Here is a 20,121-nt window from a genome sequence, read left to right as displayed (position 1 = left end):
CACGTTCCCTGCGCTTTTTCGTGTATGGCTTATAGGGGCTGTTAAAGCTGGGGGAACGACAGAAAGTCTCTTGAAAAGACGCAGCCGAATTGCCAAGTTGAACAAGACGGGATGCCCTTACACCTTGGCTTAAAGATTCTGTGTCAGGACTGTCTCATAACGAATATTTTTTTAGGAACTTTCATGCGCGATCCAGTCGAAAATCTGACCAGCTACCTTATCCCGACGGTCATCGAGCAATCGAGCCGCGGTGAGCGGGCCTACGACATCTATTCGCGGATGCTCAAGGAACGTATCATCTTCCTGACCGGCCCGTTTGAGGATGGCATGGCCACGTCAATCTGCGCCCAGCTTCTGTTTCTTGAATCGGAAAACCCGAAAAAGGAAATCTCGATGTATATCAATAGCCCCGGCGGTCAGGTGACCTCGGCGCTGGCAATCTATGACACCATGCAATATATCAAGTCGCCGGTGACAACGGTTTGTATGGGCATGGCGGCATCGGCAGGTTCGCTGATCCTTCAGGCCGGTGAGGCCGGTCAGCGTATCTCTCTGCCCAATTCAAAGATCATGGTGCACCAGCCTTCGGGTGGCGCGCGCGGCATGGCGTCTGATATCGAAATTCAGGCCGAAGACATCCGTAAGACCAAGAAACTACTTAACGAAATCTACGTCAAGCACACCGGTCAGTCCTATGAGACTATTGAAAAGACCCTTGATCGTGACCGCTATATGACGGCGGCCGAAGCCAAGGAATTCGGCCTGATTGACCACGTTTACGAAAAGCGTGCCGATCTGGTCGGCGCTTAAGGCTTCGCCTTAAATACACGATAGTGACCTTCACGGGCGGCTTTGAGCATCTCAAAGTCGCCCGATGTGTCTCCGAAGGCGCTTTGAATCACGACCTCATCGCCAAAGGTGGCTTTCAGGCGGGTGACCTTTTCTGCGCCGCGGCAATTGGGTGAGGCTAGGTCGAGGGTCAGGCGATCGTCCGCGTCAAAGCCAAGCTCAGTGCCGATAGTCAGGTCAGCGCCGATCAAGTGCCCGAATTTGCCGACCAGCAGGGCGGGAGAGGCGGTGACAATAACGCGCTTGCTGTCTGCAAGTGATTGCCATTTGTCCATCGCGTCGGGACGAAACAGGTCATGGCCGGTGGCGGTGACAAAGGCGTCGAAACGGGCCTCAAGTTCTTTGCGCTCAATCGGCCCCATCAGATGAAACAGCAGGTGCGATTTCAGTGCGCCGCGATCTTTTGTTTTCAGGTAATCCGTCAGCATATAGGGGTGACGCAGGAATGCTAACGCCAGCGCTGCATAGCCTTTCTCCCAGACCAGATAGGCCGTAAAGCTGTCCTTATAGGTCAGGGTGCCATCGAAATCGAAGGCATGAAGGGAAACGGGCGCGGAGGACAAATCGGAACGCATGGGCTTTTGGGGCTTCGGTCGGTTAAACGGGTGGCTTTAATTTTGCCGGAAATGACCCATATAGACTTAAGGGCGGTTTCCAAAGCGCTTTTGCACCGATCGGTCAGCCTTAATGGCACAGACGGTTGAGGCGTGGTGTAATCTGTGCATAGATGCCCGTATGCAGGAATAATAGTCCCGATTTGGTTCCAAAATAGCCTTTTCTTAAGGCGCAAAGGTGCCTAGTATCGGTTTGAAGCGTTCGGTTTTCGTCCGTAAGGGGATTAAAGCGACGCGATTAGGTGAGAAGCGAGAATGACCAAAGCCGCCAGTGGCGATAGCAAAAGCACCCTTTACTGCTCGTTCTGCGGAAAGAGCCAGCATGAGGTGCGTAAACTGATTGCGGGGCCGACCGTATTCATCTGTGATGAATGCGTGGAACTGTGCATGGACATCATCCGCGAAGAGCACAAGATCGCCTTCGTTAAATCCAAGGACGGTGTGCCGACGCCTAAGGAAATCCGCGAAGTGCTGGATGATTATGTCATCGGGCAAAATCAGGCCAAAAAGGTTCTGTCGGTCGCGGTGCATAACCACTATAAGCGCCTGAACCATGCCGCAAAGGGCAATGATGTTGAACTGGCGAAGTCCAACATCATGCTGATCGGGCCGACGGGTTCGGGTAAGACGCTTCTGGCGCAGACTCTGGCGCGCATCATTGATGTGCCGTTCACCATGGCTGATGCCACGACATTAACCGAAGCCGGTTATGTCGGTGAGGACGTTGAAAACATCATTCTGAAACTGCTTCAGGCCGCCGACTACAATGTCGAACGCGCTCAGCGCGGCATTGTCTATATCGACGAAGTGGACAAGATTTCGCGCAAGTCCGATAACCCGTCGATCACCCGCGACGTGTCGGGCGAAGGCGTGCAGCAGGCGCTTCTGAAGATCATGGAAGGCACGGTTGCTTCTGTACCGCCGCAAGGTGGCCGCAAGCATCCGCAGCAGGAGTTCCTGCAAGTGGACACGACCAATATCCTGTTCATCTGTGGCGGGGCCTTTGCGGGCCTTGAGAAAATCATTTCAGGCCGCGGTAAGGGCACATCCATCGGCTTTGGCGCGACGGTGAAAGATCCCGAAGAGCGTCGTCTGGGCGAAGTGCTGCATCAGGTCGAGCCTGATGACCTGATGAAGTTTGGTCTGATTCCAGAATTTATTGGTCGTCTGCCGGTTCTGGCGACGCTTGAAGACCTTGATGAACATACGCTCGTCAAGATCCTGTCCGAGCCTAAGAATGCTCTGGTAAAGCAGTATCAACGGCTGTTCGAGATGGAAAATGTGACGCTGACCTTCACCGAAGAAGCGCTCTATGCCATCGCCAAGAAAGCTATTGTCCGTAAAACCGGTGCGCGGGGTCTGCGATCTATCCTTGAGGCGATTTTGCTCGATACCATGTACGAACTGCCGACTATGCAGGGCGTGGAAGAAGTCGTCATCAATGGTGAAGTCGTCGAAGAGCGGGCGCAACCGCTTCTGATCTACGCCGAAAAGCGTAGCGGTGGCGGCGCGGCCTAGGCAGGGCCTCAGGCCCGGTTTGGCGATACGATATTAAAGACGGCTGTGGCTGCCACAGCCGTCTTTTTTATGTCTGGTGTGTTTGTTGCAGACACGATGTCTGATACGCCTGATTGGCGAAAAACGGGACAGTGCGGATATGGATCAGTCTAAGGCGCGTGTGCATTTCATGGATTCCGGCAGGGCCTTGTTCATGCTGCTGGGGATTCCCTATCACGCGGCCATGATCTGTCTGGTCAATGCCGGACGCGGGCCTTATGCGCCGGTGTCGTTTGAAGTCATCAGTCTGATGGCGGCGGTGATTAATGCGTTTCGTATGCCGGCCTTCTTTATTATTGCGGGTTTCTTCTCGGCCCTGATCCTGATGCGCAAGGCACCGGCGGCGTGGCTGAAGTCGCGGTTTTTCCGGCTGGGTGTGCCGTTCATTTGCGCGACCATAGTGATCAACCCGTTCCAGATGTATCTGAGCCTGATCTCGGGGCATTATGCGGGAATGTCGGGCAACTGGGGCGACTGGTGGACGTTAATGACTACCTCCGGCCAGCACTGGGTGCGGCATCTTTGGTTCCTGCCCAGCCTGTTGATTATGTCGGCTCTGATTGCCCTGATCTGGAAGCCTGTGTTTGTCCGTCATGCGGATCGGGTGACGGCGCTTTTGAAGTTGTGCCATCGCTGGTATGCTGTGGCGGCCTTGACCGGGATCGCGGTTGTCTGGGCGATAGGGGTTAAGGCCGTGCCTGCGGTTATCGGGCATGACCTGACGTTCTTTTCAACCATCATCAATCTCCCGATGACGGCAACCTATCTGCCCTATTTCCTGCTGGGGGTGGCGCTGTGCTATGAACGCAGGCTGTTTACCGCCTTCCTGAACTTCAGTCTGCCGTCGCTGATCATTGCCAGTATATCGCTGGCGGTGTTTATCATGTTCTGGGGCGGTACGGATGATCTGACGACCTTCCAGAAGCTGACCAAGACCTTGTCGGGGGCCTTGACGGGGCTTTATGTCAGTCAGTGCCTGTTCGTATTGTTATCGCGACACATGAACGGTCATAGTCGCCTGACGGAGTGGATGGTCTATTTCTCATTTTCCATCTACCTGTTCCACCAGCCGGTACTTGAGGCCATGGGATACGGCTTTATCTTCGTGCCGTGGAATCCGCTGGTTGAATTTGTGATTATGAATGTCGTGGGCTTAGTAGTGTCATTGGGCATTGCTTGGGTAATCCACAAAAGCGTGGCCTTGAGCCTGATGTTCAATGGCGCAAGGCCAAAGCAAATCTGATAAATTGTTCTTGATTTGTTCTGGTGTTGGCGTATCGTCGGGATATGGTTATTCCGACGCTCAGAACCGAACCGATTACGGATGAGAACGCCCTGCCAGATCAGAAGCGCAAGGGCAGGGGATCGGTGTCTAATCGCCTGAGCGGGCGATTTGATGCGCCGGATCGCTATGACACCGACGACGGCTGGGAAACGGAAGAGCGACCGAAACTGAAGACCGTTCTCGGTGTGGATACGGCGCGGAAGATCATCACATTTAACGACTCACCGGATATCGGGTTTGACCGTTCAATCAATCCCTACAAAGGGTGCGAGCATGGCTGCATCTATTGTTTCGCGCGACCGAGCCATGCTTACCTTGATCTGTCGCCGGGTATTGATTTCGAGACGCGGATATTTTGCAAGCCGGATGCGCCGGCGTTATTGCGTAAGGAATTAGCCCATCCTCGTTACAAACCGGCGCCGCTTATGCTGGGGATTAACACAGACGCCTATCAGCCGACGGAACGCACTGAAGGTCTGACGCGCCGGTTGTTGGAGGTGCTGTATGAATTTCGCCATCCTGTGCATCTGATTACCAAATCGGCGCTCATTCAGCGCGATATTGATATTCTGGGGCCGATGGCCGCTGAAAAGTTAGTCACGGCAACCCTGTCGATTACGACGCTCGATCGGCATCTGGCGCGCATTATGGAACCTCGTGCGGCCACCCCTCAAAGGCGGTTTGATACGATTGCCGCCTTGAGCCGTGCCGGTATTCCGACAGGTATGATGATCGGGCCGGTCATTCCGGGGCTGACCTGCCATGAGATCGAGGCGCTGGTCAGGTCAGCGGCTGAGGCCGGAGCGGTGCGGGCGGGCTATAATCTCATTCGTCTGCCGTATGAGGTGAAAATCCTGTTCGACGAATGGCTGACGCATAATTTTCCAGACCGGCGTAATAAGGTGCTGAACCTGATCCGGCAGTGCCGTGATGGTAAGTTGAATGACGCGAATTTTGGCAGCCGCATGTCGGGCGAGGGTGTTTATGCGGAACTGATTCACCAGAGGTTTCACCTTGCGGTCAAAAAGCATGGTCTGGGGCGATTAAGCCGTGATCTGAATATCATGGCATTCCGCGGAGGTGACCGGCAGATGCGCCTGTTCTGATTATGGACATTGCCACACACCTCGGGGCAATTGGGTGCAGGGACTTTTGAGTTGCGCTACCGCTACGCTGCTTGAGCGCGACCCTGCCTGCCTTGAAACTGTAATAATTTATCCCACATTCATTACAGGTTCAGCCGAGGAATCGTCTAAGGTAGGTAGGAACCTGAAAAAAATGGGCGTAAGGTGATCGTTTGATACCCGCCCTTTGGAGCGTATGAATGTTTGATGTCCTGACCATACCCGTATTGCCTTTAAGGGATATTGTGGTGTTTCCGCACATGGTCGTGCCTTTGTTTGTTGGGCGTGAGAAGTCGGTTCAGGCCCTTGATGAGGTCATGAAGGGCGATAAGCAAATTCTTCTGGTGACGCAGAAAAACTCGGATGATGACGATCCGGCGGGCGATGCCATCTATGATATCGGCGTGCTGGCCAATGTCTTGCAGCTTCTGAAACTGCCGGATGGCACTGTAAAGGTGCTCGTTGAGGGCAAGACGCGCGCCAAGGTTCAACGCTTCACTGAGCGTAAGGAATATTACGAAGCTGAGGCTGTTCAGCTTGAGGCCGCGCATACGGCGGGGCCTGACGAAGAAGCGTTGGTGCGTGCCGTCACTGAGCAGTTCGACAACTATATCAAGCTGAACAAGAAAATCCCGCCTGAAGCGCTTCAGGCCCTGGCAGAGGTGTCTGAGGCCGAAATTCTCGCCGACTCCATTGCCGCGCATCTGGTGGTCAAGATTGCTGAAAAGCAGGCCTTGCTTGAGGAACTGTCGGTTTCCAAGCGGCTTGAGAAAATCTATGCCCTGATGGAAGGCGAGATTTCCGTCCTTCAGGTCGAGAAGAAAATCCGCTCACGCGTCAAGCGTCAGATGGAAAAGACCCAACGCGAATATTACCTGAATGAGCAGATGAAAGCCATTCAGCGCGAATTGGGTGAGCAGGACGACACCAAGGATGAAATCCTTGAGCTTGAAAAGAAGATCAAGGCGACCAAGCTGTCGAAAGAGGCCCGCGCCAAGGCCATGTCAGAGCTAAACAAGCTCCGGAACATGTCGCCGATGTCGGCGGAATCGACTGTGGTGCGCAACTATCTCGACTGGTTGCTGGCTATTCCCTGGGGGGTAACCAAGCCGAAGCCGATCCAGCTGGATAAGGCCGAGGATATTCTTGATGCCGATCACTATGGCCTTGAGAAGGTCAAGGCGCGTATCCTTGAGCATCTGGCGGTACAGGCGCGCATGGGTACGCTCAAGGGGCCGATCCTGTGTCTGGTGGGGCCTCCGGGGGTCGGTAAGACCTCGCTGGGTAAGTCGATTGCCAAGGCGACGGCGCGTGAATTCGTGCGCATTTCCTTAGGCGGGGTGCGTGACGAATCGGAAATCCGTGGTCACCGTCGTACCTATATCGGCTCGATGCCCGGCAAGATCATTCAGAATATGAAGAAGGTCAAATCGACCAATGCCTTCTTCCTGCTGGATGAAATTGACAAGATGGGGGCCGACTGGCGCGGTGATCCGGCCTCGGCCCTGCTTGAGGTGCTTGATCCGGCGCAGAATTCGACCTTCAACGACCATTATCTTGAGGTCGATTATGACCTGTCGAAGATCATGTTTGTCACAACGGCTAACAGCCTGAATATGCCGCAGCCGCTGCTTGACCGTATGGAGATCATCCGTATCTCGGGCTATACCGAAGACGAGAAGGTCGAGATTGCCAAGCGCCACATTCTGCCGGTGCTGGCCAAGGATCACGGCCTGAGCGAACAGGAATGGATCGTGCCGGAAGCGGCTATTCGCGATCTGATACGTTACTATACGCGTGAAGCCGGTGTGCGTTCGCTTGAGCGGGAATTGGGCAATCTGGCGCGGAAGACCATTCGTGATCTGGCTAAGGAAAAGGTGAGGTCGATCACCATCGATGACGCGCGTCTGGCGAAATATGCCGGCGTGAAGAAGTATCACTATGGTGAAACCGATGAGGTCGATCAGGTCGGTATTGTCACCGGTCTGGCCTGGACAGAGTTCGGTGGCGATATTCTGACCATCGAAGCCATCAAGATGCCCGGCAAGGGCAATATGAAGGTCACGGGTAATCTTAAAGAGGTCATGAAAGAGTCCGTTTCGGCAGCCAATTCCTATGTGCGGGCGCTGGCACCGAAATTCGGCATCCTGCCGCCGGTCTTTGAACGCACGGACGTTCACGTCCACGTGCCGGAAGGGGCAACGCCTAAGGATGGCCCGTCTGCCGGTGTAGCTATGGTGACGGCCATGGTATCGGTGCTGACCGGTATTCCGGTGCGCAAGGATATCGCCATGACCGGTGAGATCACCCTGCGCGGTCGTGTGCTGGCCATTGGTGGTTTAAAGGAAAAGCTGCTGGCGGCGCTGCGCTCCGGCATCAAAACGGTTCTGATCCCACATGAGAATGAAAAGGATCTGACCGATCTGCCGGAAAATGTGAAGGCAGGCCTTGAGATCATTCCGGTGAAACATGTCGAGGAGGTGCTTAAGCACGCCCTGACCGAAGAACTGGAAGCTGTGGACTGGGTGGAGCCGGTGATACCGCCTCAGGCCGCTATTGAGGAAAAGGACAGCCGTACCGCGCATTAAGCGCAACGGATGCCAATTCATTTATAAAAAATCCGTGTGCCGGATTGATACAGAAGGGCAAGATTCAGGGATTTGATCTCTGGATTTTGCTCTTTTTTTTATAAACCCTTAAAAAAACTGAGTTTGCAGTGCAAAAAGTATGATTTGGCTTTTGACGCGACAGTTTTTTTGTTGTCAGTATCTGTTTCCCCTGTGCGGCGACTCGGAATCGCTCGAAGCGCCTTGGGGCGTTGCCAACATATTGCCCGCTGCGACGGGCTGGGAGAGAGAATATGACGACAAAAGCTGAACTCGTTGCAGCCATTGCCGAACAGGCCGGTCTGACCAAAGAACAAGCCAAGAAGGCCGTTGACGCCTTCACCGACAGTGTTGTGGATGCCCTGAAAAAGGGTGAAGAAGTGCGTCTGGTGGGTTTTGGTACCTTCCTGGCCGTTAAGCGCGAAGCCGGCACGGCCCGTAATCCGCGCACCGGTGAAACCGTTGCCCGTCCGGCCAGCGTCACCGCACGCTTCCGCGTTGGTGAAGGCCTGAAAAACGCTCTGAACGGCTAAGTTCGGGCCTTAGCTGCATTAGCTAACAGGTTTTACAGGCCCTTTGACGATTTCGTGTCAGAAAGGCTTGACTTATATTCCGAGGCTTGGCATTTCCTCGCCTCGGAACTACTTTCCAGACCCTTTTAAATAAGGGACCCTGTCATGGGGGCGATTAGCTCAGCTGGGAGAGCGGCTCGTTTACACCGAGTAGGTCGGCGGTTCGATCCCGTCATCGCCCACCATACAATTTAATTTTCAAAAATAGATATTATCAACATTGCCCACGGGATATGCTCTGACGCGCCACCAGGGGGGGGCAAGTGAGGCGTGAGCTTGCCGCCTCAGTGGCCCAGCACCTTCCTGATCGCATCCGGCCGGTTATGCTCAGCGAACCTGTCCATAATCGTGGCGCTGGCGTCATTCAGGCCTATTACCTCGACTTCGGCACCTGCCTGACGGAATTTAAGTACCGCCCTGTCGATGGCATTGACACCGGACAGATCCCATATATGGGCCTGACTGACATCGATCGTCACCTTGGTAAGAGGCTCGGTGAAATTGAAGCCATTGATGAAATCTTCGGCTGATGCGAAGAATATCTGGCCTTCGATCCGGTAATGACGTTCTTTTTCATCATCCGAAAGTGTTGAGGTGACACGGAGAATCTGCGCGACTTTCCAGGCAAAGAATATGCCCGACAAGAGTACGCCAACCCCAACCCCAAGCGCCAGATTATGCGTCCCGATCACCGTCAGAACCGTCGCCAGCATAACAAGGCTTGAGCGTCGCGGATGATGCCTCAGGTCGGTCAGTGACGACCAGCTAAAGGTGCCGACTGAGACCATGATCATAATGGCTACAAGCGCGGGCATGGGAATAAGGCCTACCATTTCCCCCAGAACCATCAATAAAAACAGAAGCATCACGCCCGCTGTCAGGGTCGAAAGCCGCGTGCGCCCGCCAGACTTAACATTGATGACAGACTGGCCGATCATAGCACAACCGGCCATGCCGCCAAAGAAGCCGCTGGCGATGTTGGCGATACCCTGACCGATGCTTTCACGGTTTTTATCGCTGCCGGTATCGGTCATCTGATCGACAATAGAGGCGGTCAGCAGGCTTTCCAGAAGCCCGACAGCGGCGACAGCAATTGAGGTCGGCAGAATGATCCGGAGCGTTTCCAGATTAAGCGGGATGTCAGGGAACAGCAGCACAGGCAGTGCATTCGGCAATTCCCCAAGATCACTGACGGTACGGATGTCGATGCCGAACGCCAGGGTGAGGCCGGTCAGAACAATGATGCAAACCAGAGGCGAGGGCACGGCTTTGGTCAGGCGTGGGAACAGATAGATGATTGCCAATCCGGCGGCGATCAGCACATAGGTTTCCCATGTCACGCCGATCAACTCAGGTAATTGCGCCATGAAGATCAGGATGGCCAGCGCATTGACGAAGCCGGTCATGACCGAACGGGACACAAAGCGCATGACATATCCGACACGCAGCCAGCCAGCGGCAATCTGTATGATGCCAGCCAGAATAGTGGCGGCCAGCAGGTACTGAAGCCCATGCTCGCGCACAAGCGCCCCAAACAGCACAGCCGTGGCCGCCGTTGCTGCCGAAATCATTGCCGGACGCCCGCCGGTGAAGGATATAACGATAGCAATAACCACCGAGGCATAAAGCCCGACGCGCGGGTCAACGCCTGCGATAATGGAAAAGCCGATGGCCTCAGGGATGAGAGCCAGAGCCACGACGATACCGGCCAGCAGATCAGCACGGATATTGGAAAACCAGTTACGGCGAATTGTTTCTGAGGAGATCATTATATCACGCAATAAAGGACATCATCGGGCCACGGAGCGCGAGCCGGTTTACGGATGATGCGTTTATCTGAGTGTCCGGCGGATCGGCGGCCGGAAGAGCCACCCGGAATTTCACCGGGTCCAGAGCGAATGCCGATGCCTCTGCCATAGGCAGGTCAATCAGGCAAGTAGTTGATATGTTTATGAGCCATGATTTAAAAGTTCAGGAGATACTATTCATCATTGAACATATCTGGTTGTTCCTCCACTTCAATAGGAGTGAATGTGCCCAAAATAGCGTCTAATGCACGATCATCCCGGGGTATTGGTTTTAGCGAAACTCCACTTTTTCCTATTCAACGTGCAGACTTCATTCGACTACAGGTTCCGATCGCGCCAAAGGAAGATGAACCGGAACCTTGGAATGCAGGCCTGACCATTTTAAAAGTGACATCTCCAAACTGGAACGGTGGCTGTCGCAGCAACATGCTCCACATCCTCGCCACCTGTTCGGCTTGGCGAGGATTCAGAATAAAGACATTCGCATCTGTGACGATGACATCGAATTCCCTATCCAAGTGCAATACATCTTCTTGAATTAGCACAAGAGTATCATCGATGAGCCGCATTAACCTATTCCGGGCATTTAGCGTACCCTTGAGTTTGGTAGCTTTTCGAATTCCGACCACACGCCGATTCTGATCGTCCCTGAACTCAGAAAAATAAAAATCTACGTCGCCTGCATGGTCGTGAATGTTGGTGAGATCGCTAAGTGCCCCCGCATCATAAACCGCCGACAGCTCACTCATAAACTCACTGGTGCGCGGCGCATAAACTCTCCTTCGATCCCCATAGTCTTCCGATATATCATGCAACTCCCAATCCGTAGGTAGCCCGTAAAAAATAGCCCGTGTTGTCCTCAGGGTCCCCTTCAACGCTTCCTTGGTAGCACCATCGGTTGGTATGAAATGCATATCCCCGCTGCTTCTGAGGGCCACACCAAAATTCACCGACGCTATGTTTTGAAAAATTGAACTCCTGATCAATCATCGTCTTTATCCACCAGAACGTTTCCACCCAACCTATAGCCTGTCAGTGCCTCCCCTTCGGGCAGGTAATGCCGCCGTGATATAACAGCAAAGGTCACTAGCCGAGGCCTCTCCCTGTCTCGCTCCTTGGTACCGATTTTTGCTTCAACCGTATAAATCTTGTACCCCCAAATTGCGAATATAAGATTCATATAGTCTCTGGTCGCGAGAGCTCACCACATCTATTGTCTTGACGTTTTCACTTGTCCGAGCGCGATGGAAAATAAAATATAGAATCGCCGTAGGCAAGACGAACAGGAATAAGCACACCGGCACCCAAATGGTGTCGTCAACAGCATCGACGCCCCGGATTGACCAGAGCAGGAAAACTGGGCTCAGGCTGGACCAGACTAAAATAAGTCTAACAAACCCGAGGCCTTCGTTCACTTTTCTGATAACCATGCCTCCCCCATTTCTACGATCAAACCCGCAACATTTTTCCCCTATTCGAAGAAGTCCTCGTCGACCTTCTTGACGTGTAAATTTCCTCGATCCGGCAGCCTACGTTGTGTCGGATCATTAATCGGGTCAGTTGCCCTCCATCGATCAACACGATGCGTTTGCTCAGATATTCGGCTGTGTCCCGGGCGCTAGCGGTGAAGGAGGATGTAGTGACGAACAGCCCTTTGGCAGCTTTGTGTCGATCAAGACTGCCAAAGAAGTCGCGTATCGCACCTGAGCTTACGCTGTTGCCCGCCGCATAACGCTTGGCCTGAATGTAAACACGATCAAGCCCCAACTCGTCCTGATCGATTACGCCATCGACACCATCGTCGCCGCTTCGACCAAGGGCGCGCCCAGCCTCGACGGCTGAGCCACCATAGCCCATGGCAAGCAGCAGATTGACGATCAGCCGCTCGAAAAAATCCGGTGGCGCAGCGCGCACGCGGTCGAGCAAATCTTCGGCCAGCGCAGCCTCGATCCGACGATGAGCGGCGCGCATGATTTCGTCAGGCGTCGCTTCTGTCGCATCAGCAACTATCTCGACCCGATCAGGTGCCTCCGTGACAGGGGATATCCCCCGGTCGGTGAAGGCACGAAACTCATCAAAGCGGGCGAGAAAGCGATTATCAATCCGATCAGGTGCCGTCGCCAGCACCTCTTCGCCGCGTGCGGTGATACGGAAGTGACCGCGCCGCGTAGCTTCAACAAGCCCTGCCTTCGCAAGATAGGTCTTTGCCCAATGCACTCGGTTGGCGAAAACGGTTTGCCGTCCCGAAGCGAGCAGCACGGTCCGTGCGGCTTCGCTCAAGCCAAGGATACTCGCCAGTTTCACGATGAGATCGCCGATCCGAATCTCGCCTTCTTCAGCTGCGCGCAATACTGGCAGCATCAGACTCTGATAGTCAGGAACCTGATCGGCAGGCGCTGTGGTTTCCGTTGTCTCGTTCATGTCAGCCCAAAATATCGTTCGAAGAAGGCGGCCAGTTTGTCGAGTACCGTCTGCTTCTTGGTGGCATGGCCGTTGCTCTTTGAAAATCTCGACACGGGCGGCAGGATTTTGGTGATTGTAGTGCCAGTGGTGGGAACGCTGCCATCGCGGAAGGCCTTGTCGATGAAGCTGCGGGTGGCTTCTGCATTGAGATTTTCATCTGCGATTATGCGATCCAGTTCCTCGACCTTCTTCGCTGCCATAAAGGCCTGCCATTGTGCATCGACCTTTGCCTTTGCGGAGACGGAATCGACGAATTGCTCGATGAGGTCTCTCTTGTTGCGCAGGGACGGACTGGAGTTGATTGCGCGCTCGATAGTTGCGCGGATTTGCTTATCCTCGCCTGTCCCTTTGGCTCCAATGTACCGCTCGACGAGCATCAAGATGTAATCGACGTTGATTTCGACCTGTTTGATCAGCTCGATCTCAAACACCACATCGTCGTTGATTGTTTCCTTCTCGGCGTCCGACACGCTGCGAAACTGAGCGTGCAGATTCAGATAGAGGCTTTGATAGTCTTGGAAGTCGCGTTCGCTGAGAATTTCGTTGCCAGCAAAATCGTCGAATGCCGTCAGAATATTCTTCAGCCGCAGGATCGATCCGAACAGCTTGATGAACGACTTCTGCGCAGTCTCGCCGACGATTGGGGCTCCTAAGGGGAACAGCCTCACCAGTTCGGCGATCTTCTTTTCATATTCTGCGTAGTAATCGGCATAGGGTTTGAGCAGAACGATGCCCTTGGCGTCCTTGTTGCCGAACAGCGCCAGCGCATCATTGGTCGCCTGCTCCATATCGCGGAAGGAGACAATGTTGCCGTAGGTCTTAACTGAATTAAGAATGCGGTTGGTGCGCGAATAGGCTTGGATCAACCCGTGCGCGCGCAGGTTCTTATCCACCCAGAGCGTGTTAAGCGTGGTGGCATCAAAGCCGGTCAGGAACATGTTGACCACGATCACGAGATCAAGCTCGCGGTTCTTCAACCGCTGCGACAAATCCTTGTAGTAGTTCTGGAAATTGTCGGCGGAGGTATCGTAGCTGGTGCCGAACTGGGCGTTATAGTCGCGGATGGCGGCGTCGAGAAAATCGCGTGACCCCTGATCCAGTCCTTCAGTCTCGAACTCTTCCTCGCTCAACAGACCGTCCGCCTCGTCCTCGTTGGCAGCGAAGCTGTAGATCAGGCCGATCTTCAGCCGCTGAGCGAGAGGCATTTCTTTCTGCTGGTTAGAGAATTCCGTGTAATAGCGTTTGGCCGCGTCGATGGACGCTGTGGCAAAGATGGAATTAAAGCCGCTCAGGCGTTTTCCGCCGTGCCGGTAGCTGGCGCTGCGTTTCGTCTTCTGGTCGAAATGCTCGCGGATATAATTGGTGACCTGGGTGATACGCTCAGGCGCAAGCAGCGCCCGCTCAGTATCGATGGCCGATACCTGCTTGTCGCGCACGTTCGGCGCAGTCTTGATGGTATTGATGTAGTCGATGCGGAACGGCAGCACATTCCTGTCGTTGATGGCATCGACGATGGTATAGGTATGCAGCTTGTCACCGAATGCCTGTTGCGTCGTTCGCAGGCGCGGATTACCGCCTGTACCGGAGTTTTCGGCAAAGATCGGCGTGCCGGTGAAGCCGAACAAGTGATAGCGCTTGAAGGATCGGGTGATCTCCGTGTGCATGTCGCCGAACTGGCTGCGGTGGCATTCATCAAAAATGACCACGACATGCGCATCGTAGACGGGGTGCTTTTTGTTTCGGGCAACGAAGCGGCTGAGCTTCTGGATCGTCGTGATGATGATGCGGGCGTTGGGGTCTTCCAACTGTCGTTGCAGCACGGCGGTCGAGGTGTTTGAATTGGCCGCGCCCTTCTCGAATCGTTCGTATTCCCGCATGGTCTGATAGTCGAGATCCTTGCGATCCACGACGAACAGCACCTTATCGATTGCGGGTAGCGCGCGTGCCAGTTGCGCGGCCTTGAAGCTGGTCAGGGTCTTGCCGCTGCCTGTCGTATGCCAGACATAGCCGCCTGCCGCCAAAGTGCCCAGTTGCCGGTGATTGGGGGCTGTGCCGATGCGGAGCAATATCCCCTCTGCGGCCACGATCTGGTAGGGACGCATTACCAGCAATTTCCGGTCCACATCGAACACGCAGTAGCGCGTCAGGATGTTCAGCAGCGTATGCTTGGCAAAGAAGGTTTTGGTGAAGCCGACCAGATCGGTAATGGGCTGGTTCTTCGCATCGGCCCACCAGCTGGTGAAAGCAAAGCTGTTGGAGTTTCTCTGGCGGCTTCTTTTGCCGCGTTGCTCCGCCAGATGCCCGTCACGCACGGTGTTGCTGTAATATTTGGTCAGCGTACCATTGCTGATGACGAACAATTGGACATATTCGAACAGCCAGACCCAGACCAGAAGCTGTCTCGGCTGTAGCGATTGATCTGGTTGAAAGCCTCACGAATATCAACGCCCCGGCGCTTCAATTCGATGTGCACCATCGGCAGGCCGTTCACCAGCACCGTAACATCATACCGATTGGCCCGTGCGCCCTCTATTTCATACTGGTTGAGGACCTGAACGCTGTTGTTGTGGATGTTGGCCTTGTCGATCAGGTAGATGTTCTTTGAGGTGCCATCATCGCGCTTCAACACCTGCACATGGGCTTCCTGAATGCGCGCGGTTTTCTCGATGATGCCGTCATTGGTGCTGGCGATACAGGTGGAAAAAAACCGCTCCCATTCCGCATCCGACAGCGTGACCTTGTTCAGCTTTTCCAGTTGGCGGCGCAGATTGGCGACCAGTCCAGCCTCTGACGTGACTGGCAAGTATTCATAGGCCTGAGCCTGCAATTGCCGGATGAAGGCCCTTTCCAGCTCGTTTTCCGATTGATAGCCGCTTTCGTGGGGCGAGGAAGGATCGGGCAGATACTCCGAAACAACTGTGCTTTCGGCCGACAGCGCGATGACGTCATAACGGGAGGGTGACGGCGCTTCCTTCATGCCGCCTCGCGGAAGGTCAGCAGGCGGTCGCGATAATGCTCATATTGCTGGCGGCGCGCCCTGATCTCGGCAGGCAGGCCGCTGGAAAGATCGTTCACCAGTGCGTCGAACTTGTCGAGTATGGAGACGATGCGCTCCTGTTCTTCGAGCGGCGGGATGGGAACCTTGATCTGCGACATGACGTTGCTCATCAGTTTCGGGTTACCCATACCGCTACTGACGTAGTCCACGATCTGATCGAGGAAGGCCGCAAGTCGTTGGCCGTCTATCTCGAAATGTGCCGGGAGAAGGGCATCGAGCCGCGCCGGAAGTTCTCCGGCAAGTTCAATGTCCGCCTAACCCCTGACGACCACGCCGCAGCAGTCATTGCCGCAGCAGCATCGGGCAAGAGCCTGAATGAATGGATTGTCGGGACGATCAGGGAGGCCGCTGAATAGCGGCCTCGTTCGATACGACCGGGTTTGAAAGGAGACATCGCCATGACCGCTTCCACCGTGTCGCTACGCGCCGCCCTTTACCTGCGCGTCTCAACGGCGCGGCAGGCCGAGCATGACGTGTCGATCCCCGACCAGAAGCGGCAGGGCGAAGCCTATTGCGAGTCACGCGGCCTGCAACTGGTCGAAACCTTCATCGAGCCCGGCGCATCCGCGACCAATGACCGCCGTCCCGAGTTCCAGCGCATGATCGAGGCGGGCACATCCAAACCCGCGCCGTTCGATGTTGTCGTGGTCCATTCGTTCAGCCGCTTCTTCCGCGATCACTTCGAGCTTGAGTTCTATGTCCGCAAGCTGGCGAAGAACGGCGTGAAGCTGGTTTCGATCACGCAGGAGATGGGGGGCGACCCGATGCACGTCATGATGCGGCAGATCATGGCGCTGTTCGATGAATACCAGTCCAAGGAAAACGCCAAGCACGTCATGCGAGCTTTGAAAGAGAATGCGCGGCAAGGCAACGGCTCGCTTCCCCCTATCGGCTATCGCACCGTCGCCGCCGAGCAGCGCGGAGCCAAGACCAAGAAGAAGCTCGAAATCGACCCGCTGCACGCCGACACGGTGCGGCTGATCTATCGCCTTGCGCTAGAAGGCGACGGCACCACCGGCCAGATGGGCGTCAAGAACATCGTCTCCTATCTCAACAACCGCCGCATCTTCACCCGCGACGGCGGACGCTGGGGCATTGGTCAGGTTCACCGCATCCTGACACGCCGCACCTATATGGGCGAGCATGAGTTCAACAAACGCAGCAAGACCAAGGAATTGAAGCCGGTCAGCGAGATTGTCACCGTTCCCGTGCCGCCGATCATCGACCGCGAGACCTTCGACGCGGTTCAGAAGCTGCTCAAGGCCCGCAATCCCAAGGTCATGCCCGCCCGCGTCATCAGCGGCCCGACCATGCTGACGGGGCTGATCCATTGCGCCAAGTGCGGCGGTGCCATGACCATTCGCACCGGCAAGGGCGGGCTCTATCGCTATTATGCTTGCTCCATGAAGGCGCGGCAGGGGTCGACCGCCTGCGAGGGCATGGCCGTGCCGATGGAGAAGCTGGACGATCTGGTCGTCAATCACCTTGAAAAGCAGCTTCTACACCCCGGGCGGCTGGAAACCGTTCTTGCCGCAGCACTCGACCGCAGGGAAGAACACGCCGAGCGCCGCCGCGAGCATATCGCCGAGTTGAACAAGCGCTCAGCCGAATCGGAATTGCGTCTCAAGCGGCTCTATGACGCTATCGAGGCGGGCGTGGCCGATCTGGACGACCCGGCGCTGAAAGATCGTATCGACGGCCTCAAGGCCATCCGCGATCATGCCAAGGCCGATGCAGAGCGGGCGCAGGCCATGCTCCAGAACTCGGGGCAGAAGGCGGTCACGCCGCAGATGCTGCGCAAGTTCGCCACGACCGCCCGCCAGCGTATCCGGCTGGAAGGCGGCGGCTATCGCCGCGACCACCTTCGCGCGCTAGCGCAGCGCGTCGAGGTTGCTGAGGGCGAGGTGCGCATCATGGGATCGAAGTCCCGGCTGCTACAGACGCTTGTGGCGGGAAGTGGCGTAAACTCAGTGCCCACTCAGGGACTGAAGTGGCGGACAGAGAGGGATTCGAACCCTCGGTACGCTTGCACGTACACACGCTTTCCAAGCGTGCGCGATCGACCACTCCGCCACCTGTCCGCATTTGGTCACCAAAGGCAATGCCTTGGGAAGGCGGCGGTTATAGCTGTCCTCTGAGAATGCGCAAGACCTGAAATCACGAAAAAACGCATCTTTTTGACTCGTATGGTCAGCAGCTGCGCTTATATTGAGGATAAGTGTCAAAAGGAGACTCTTATGTTTGGTAAAACGCCTGTGCTCATTACCGCTGATCAGGCTCTGGCCGGACGTCCGGAGGCCGTACCTACCGAAACCCAGCATGTGGTTCTTGAAACCCCGCTAAAAGGGCCATTTCCGGAACATCTGGAAAGTGTCGTCGTGGCGCTGGGCTGTTTCTGGGGGGCAGAGCGGTTATTCTGGCGGCAGGCAGGCGTTTATACAACGGCGGTCGGTTATATCGGTGGCTACACGCCTAATCCGGCCTATCGTGAAGTATGCAGCGGCCTGACCGGACATACCGAAGGGGTTCTGGTGGTCTATGATCCGGCGGTCTTTTCGTTCGAGGCGCTCCTTAAGCTGTTCTGGGAGGAACACAATCCGACTCAGGGCAATCGACAGGGAAATGATGTCGGTACGCAATACCGGTCGGCTATATTCGCTACCACAGAGGCACAATATAAGACGGCACTGGCTTCAAGGGATAAGTATCAGGCAGCCCTTACCGCCAAGGGGCTTGGGGCGATCACCACTGAAATAAATGCGCCCGACGCCGGTTTCCCGTTCTATTATGCCGAGGGTTATCATCAGGGCTATCTGGAGAAAAATCCTGATGGCTATTGCGGGCTTAAAGGCACCGGCGTTGCTTGTGTCGCTTAAAGGCGATCTTTGAGTATAGCCGGTATCTGTTCGCTCAGGTCTTCGGCGATCAGGCCGGGGCCAAAGCGGCGCGCGGCCTCACTGTGGAACCAGACGGCAGCGCAGGCGGCATCAAAAGCTTTCATCCCTTGTGCCATCAGGCCGGTGATAAGTCCGGCCAGCACATCGCCGGAACCGGCAGTCGCCAGCCATGACGGGGCGTGTCGGTTGGCCACAAGACGACCGTCAGGATGGGCAATCAGGGTCTCGGGGCCTTTGAGGAGGACGATGGCGCCGCTGACGGCGGCGGCGTCGCAAACGGCGCGTTTACGGTCTTTGATCTGGCCAAAAAGGCGTTCAAATTCCCCATCATGCGGTGTCAGGACGACCGGAGAATTTATTGCTTCAAACAGGGTTTTCGGATCGTCCTTGAAAACGGTCAGGGCGTCGGCATCAAGAACAGCGGGCTTTTGCGCCTTAAGGGTGGTTATAACGAGATCGCGTGTGCGTTCATTGATGCCAGCGGCGGGGCCAAGCATGACGGCGGTCACACGCCGGTCAGAGATCAGGCCGGAAAATTCGGCGACATCCCTTATGGGCTTGGTCATTACGGCTTCAAGTGCGGTGGCATAAACGATCAGTGCAGACGGATCGCAGGCTATGCTGACGAGACCGGAACCGATCCTCAGGGCGGCGCGTGCCGATAATCGCGCGGCACCTGTGGAGGCCAGAGGGCCACCGAGAATAATGCTGTAACCCCGGTCGTATTTGTTACCTTTCAGGTCGGGGGAGGGAAAGTGCTCAGCCCAGTAATCGGGCGAATTGTCTCCGGCGACGGGAAGGGCGGTCATGGGTATCTTTCCTCAGGAAAACCGTATGACAAGTGTCAGTTTCGATAGTGTGACGGGCGTTTCGGCCCATCGGGGCGGCAGGCCGTGGCCCAGCCTCACCATATCTTCGACCATAGCGGCCTGCTGTTCATAACCATAGGCCCGAAACGGTTTATCGGCAACAAGACTGTAGCGGTAGCGACCGCGTTCACGCCACAGATATTTCCAAAGGGTCATGCCGGTTTCATATTGCCAGACATGGGTCAGTTCATGGGCCAGAAGCGCCAGTTGCTCCGGTCGTTTTGACAGATCATCCGGCAGACGCGGCCAGAAAATTTGTCGGCCTCTGGCGACGATCAGCGGGTCTTTATTTATAAGTCTGGCCAGTCGGCAGAGGATATGTGGTGCATCAATCAGTCGGATATGATCGACGGGCAGGGCGTGGATAAGGGCCTGCGGCAGGGCGTTACGTTCTGTATCGCTTAACCGGCGCAAAATCA

The 20,121-nt window shown here is 55.3% G+C and carries 18 protein-coding genes, 2 tRNA genes, 1 pseudogene and 1 other annotated feature; of the genes and pseudogenes, 10 read left to right on the top strand and 11 right to left on the bottom strand.

Translation table 11 applies throughout. The annotated features are described in order from the left end of the window. Positions 1-183 precede the first annotated feature (183 nt). On the top strand, positions 184-810 hold the full coding sequence (locus E5201_RS07085) for an ATP-dependent Clp protease proteolytic subunit (protein WP_140985367.1): 627 nt from the start codon (positions 184-186) through the stop codon (positions 808-810). Here E5201_RS07085 and E5201_RS07080 read toward each other — a convergent pair. Next, the gene (locus E5201_RS07080) at positions 807-1,424 is read right to left on the bottom strand and encodes an HAD-IB family phosphatase (protein ID WP_140985366.1); all 618 of its coding nucleotides are present in this window, start codon (positions 1,422-1,424) and stop codon (positions 807-809) included. The genes E5201_RS07085 and E5201_RS07080 overlap by 4 nt on opposite strands. Positions 1,425-1,718: 294 nt before the next feature. Between E5201_RS07080 and clpX the strand changes: the two genes are divergently transcribed. The 6 genes from clpX (at position 1,719) to E5201_RS07050 (ending at position 8,792) form a co-directional block, all read left to right on the top strand. After that, a complete protein-coding gene (clpX, locus tag E5201_RS07075; RefSeq protein WP_140985365.1) occupies positions 1,719-2,981 on the top strand; it encodes an ATP-dependent Clp protease ATP-binding subunit ClpX in 1,263 nt (420 codons plus the stop codon). Positions 2,982-3,120: 139 nt separating this feature from the next. Next, positions 3,121-4,263: an acyltransferase family protein gene (locus tag E5201_RS07070; protein ID WP_140985364.1), complete on the top strand. Its 1,143-nt coding sequence runs from the start codon at positions 3,121-3,123 to the stop codon at positions 4,261-4,263. Between the two features lie 44 nt (positions 4,264-4,307). Continuing rightward, positions 4,308-5,411 (top strand): PA0069 family radical SAM protein, encoded by a 1,104-nt coding sequence (locus tag E5201_RS07065; RefSeq protein WP_140985363.1) that lies wholly within the window; start codon positions 4,308-4,310, stop codon positions 5,409-5,411. Positions 5,412-5,629: 218 nt separating this feature from the next. After that, the gene (gene lon / locus E5201_RS07060) at positions 5,630-8,017 is read left to right on the top strand and encodes an endopeptidase La (protein ID WP_140985362.1); all 2,388 of its coding nucleotides are present in this window, start codon (positions 5,630-5,632) and stop codon (positions 8,015-8,017) included. A gap of 272 nt (positions 8,018-8,289) precedes the next feature. Then, positions 8,290-8,568, top strand: a complete 279-nt coding sequence (locus E5201_RS07055; protein ID WP_140985361.1) for an HU family DNA-binding protein — start codon at positions 8,290-8,292, stop codon at positions 8,566-8,568. Between the two features lie 148 nt (positions 8,569-8,716). Continuing rightward, positions 8,717-8,792: transfer RNA gene (locus E5201_RS07050), tRNA-Val, on the top strand. A 99-nt stretch (positions 8,793-8,891) separates the two neighbouring features. On the opposite strand, the gene E5201_RS07045 is transcribed toward E5201_RS07050, so the two are convergent. The 6 genes from E5201_RS07045 to E5201_RS07025 all read right to left on the bottom strand — a co-directional run bounded on the left by E5201_RS07045 (position 8,892) and on the right by E5201_RS07025 (position 16,085). After that, on the bottom strand, positions 8,892-10,376 hold the full coding sequence (locus E5201_RS07045; protein ID WP_140985360.1) for a SulP family inorganic anion transporter: 1,485 nt from the start codon (positions 10,374-10,376) through the stop codon (positions 8,892-8,894). Between the two features lie 69 nt (positions 10,377-10,445). Beyond that, positions 10,446-10,501 (bottom strand) — a sequence feature (sul1 is cis-regulatory element that is thought to sense ions involved in sulfur or methionine metabolism; They are found in Alphaproteobacteria). A gap of 210 nt (positions 10,502-10,711) precedes the next feature. Further along, positions 10,712-11,329: a hypothetical protein gene (locus E5201_RS07040; RefSeq protein WP_140985359.1), complete on the bottom strand. Its 618-nt coding sequence runs from the start codon at positions 11,327-11,329 to the stop codon at positions 10,712-10,714. A gap of 535 nt (positions 11,330-11,864) precedes the next feature. Continuing rightward, complete coding sequence (locus E5201_RS07035) at positions 11,865-12,836, bottom strand: restriction endonuclease (RefSeq protein ID WP_219993575.1); 972 nt, start codon at positions 12,834-12,836, stop codon at positions 11,865-11,867. Then, complete coding sequence (locus E5201_RS07030) at positions 12,833-15,238, bottom strand: type I restriction endonuclease subunit R (RefSeq protein ID WP_219993573.1); 2,406 nt, start codon at positions 15,236-15,238, stop codon at positions 12,833-12,835. The genes E5201_RS07035 and E5201_RS07030 overlap by 4 nt, the downstream gene beginning before the upstream one ends. After that, positions 15,211-15,855 carry a type I restriction endonuclease gene (locus E5201_RS14925; RefSeq protein WP_219993572.1) on the bottom strand — a complete coding sequence of 215 codons (645 nt, stop codon included), beginning with the start codon at positions 15,853-15,855 and terminating at the stop codon, positions 15,211-15,213. Before E5201_RS14925 ends, E5201_RS07030 begins: the two co-directional genes overlap by 28 nt. Beyond that, on the bottom strand, positions 15,852-16,085 hold the full coding sequence (locus tag E5201_RS07025; protein WP_342774719.1) for a restriction endonuclease subunit S: 234 nt from the start codon (positions 16,083-16,085) through the stop codon (positions 15,852-15,854). Before E5201_RS07025 ends, E5201_RS14925 begins: the two co-directional genes overlap by 4 nt. Positions 16,086-16,112: 27 nt before the next feature. On the opposite strand from E5201_RS07025, the gene E5201_RS07020 reads away from it, so the two are divergent. Both E5201_RS07020 and E5201_RS15120 read left to right on the top strand, forming a co-directional pair. Next, complete coding sequence (locus tag E5201_RS07020; RefSeq protein WP_246050458.1) at positions 16,113-16,292, top strand: type II toxin-antitoxin system HicB family antitoxin; 180 nt, start codon at positions 16,113-16,115, stop codon at positions 16,290-16,292. 42 nt (positions 16,293-16,334) lie between these two features. Next, positions 16,335-17,363: pseudogene (locus tag E5201_RS15120) on the top strand (recombinase family protein); the annotation flags it as partial. Between the two features lie 174 nt (positions 17,364-17,537). Here the strand turns inward: E5201_RS15120 and E5201_RS14910 are convergent. Together E5201_RS14910 and E5201_RS07010 are read right to left on the bottom strand one after the other, a co-directional pair. After that, a complete protein-coding gene (locus tag E5201_RS14910; RefSeq protein WP_219993569.1) occupies positions 17,538-17,798 on the bottom strand; it encodes a hypothetical protein in 261 nt (86 codons plus the stop codon). 129 nt (positions 17,799-17,927) lie between these two features. Continuing rightward, positions 17,928-18,017, bottom strand: a tRNA-Ser gene (locus E5201_RS07010). A 156-nt stretch (positions 18,018-18,173) separates the two neighbouring features. Here E5201_RS07010 and msrA point away from each other — a divergent pair. Further along, the gene (gene msrA / locus E5201_RS07005) at positions 18,174-18,812 is read left to right on the top strand and encodes a peptide-methionine (S)-S-oxide reductase MsrA (RefSeq protein WP_140985357.1); all 639 of its coding nucleotides are present in this window, start codon (positions 18,174-18,176) and stop codon (positions 18,810-18,812) included. Here msrA and E5201_RS07000 read toward each other — a convergent pair. Both E5201_RS07000 and E5201_RS06995 read right to left on the bottom strand, forming a co-directional pair. Beyond that, the gene (locus E5201_RS07000; protein ID WP_140985356.1) at positions 18,809-19,642 is read right to left on the bottom strand and encodes an NAD(P)H-hydrate dehydratase; all 834 of its coding nucleotides are present in this window, start codon (positions 19,640-19,642) and stop codon (positions 18,809-18,811) included. The genes msrA and E5201_RS07000 overlap by 4 nt on opposite strands. A 12-nt stretch (positions 19,643-19,654) precedes the next feature. Further along, positions 19,655-20,116: a hypothetical protein gene (locus E5201_RS06995; RefSeq protein WP_246050452.1), complete on the bottom strand. Its 462-nt coding sequence runs from the start codon at positions 20,114-20,116 to the stop codon at positions 19,655-19,657. Positions 20,117-20,121 lie beyond the last annotated feature (5 nt).

Source organism: Asticcacaulis tiandongensis, from assembly GCF_006475605.1.
In the GTDB taxonomy this organism is placed as follows: Bacteria; Pseudomonadota; Alphaproteobacteria; order Caulobacterales; family Caulobacteraceae; genus Asticcacaulis; species Asticcacaulis tiandongensis.
Note: the sequence above shows the minus strand (reverse complement) of the source record. Positions and strands in the feature narration are given on the sequence as shown.

Bases quoted from the DNA above. Each gene is read 5' to 3' on its own strand.
- clpX (WP_140985365.1), top strand. From the start codon at position 1,719: ATGACCAAAGCCGCCAGTGGCGATAGCAAAAGCACCCTTTACTGCTCG.
- E5201_RS07035 (WP_219993575.1), bottom strand. From the start codon at position 12,836: ATGAACGAGACAACGGAAACCACAGCGCCTGCCGATCAGGTTCCTGAC.
- E5201_RS14925 (WP_219993572.1), bottom strand. From the start codon at position 15,855: ATGAAGGAAGCGCCGTCACCCTCCCGTTATGACGTCATCGCGCTGTCG.
- E5201_RS07040 (WP_140985359.1), bottom strand. From the start codon at position 11,329: ATGCATTTCATACCAACCGATGGTGCTACCAAGGAAGCGTTGAAGGGG.
- E5201_RS07085 (WP_140985367.1), top strand. From the start codon at position 184: ATGCGCGATCCAGTCGAAAATCTGACCAGCTACCTTATCCCGACGGTC.
- E5201_RS07000 (WP_140985356.1), bottom strand. From the start codon at position 19,642: ATGACCGCCCTTCCCGTCGCCGGAGACAATTCGCCCGATTACTGGGCT.
- E5201_RS07070 (WP_140985364.1), top strand. From the start codon at position 3,121: ATGGATCAGTCTAAGGCGCGTGTGCATTTCATGGATTCCGGCAGGGCC.
- E5201_RS07065 (WP_140985363.1), top strand. From the start codon at position 4,308: ATGGTTATTCCGACGCTCAGAACCGAACCGATTACGGATGAGAACGCC.
- msrA (WP_140985357.1), top strand. From the start codon at position 18,174: ATGTTTGGTAAAACGCCTGTGCTCATTACCGCTGATCAGGCTCTGGCC.
- E5201_RS07045 (WP_140985360.1), bottom strand. From the start codon at position 10,376: ATGATCTCCTCAGAAACAATTCGCCGTAACTGGTTTTCCAATATCCGT.
- lon (WP_140985362.1), top strand. From the start codon at position 5,630: ATGTTTGATGTCCTGACCATACCCGTATTGCCTTTAAGGGATATTGTG.
- E5201_RS07080 (WP_140985366.1), bottom strand. From the start codon at position 1,424: ATGCGTTCCGATTTGTCCTCCGCGCCCGTTTCCCTTCATGCCTTCGAT.
- E5201_RS07055 (WP_140985361.1), top strand. From the start codon at position 8,290: ATGACGACAAAAGCTGAACTCGTTGCAGCCATTGCCGAACAGGCCGGT.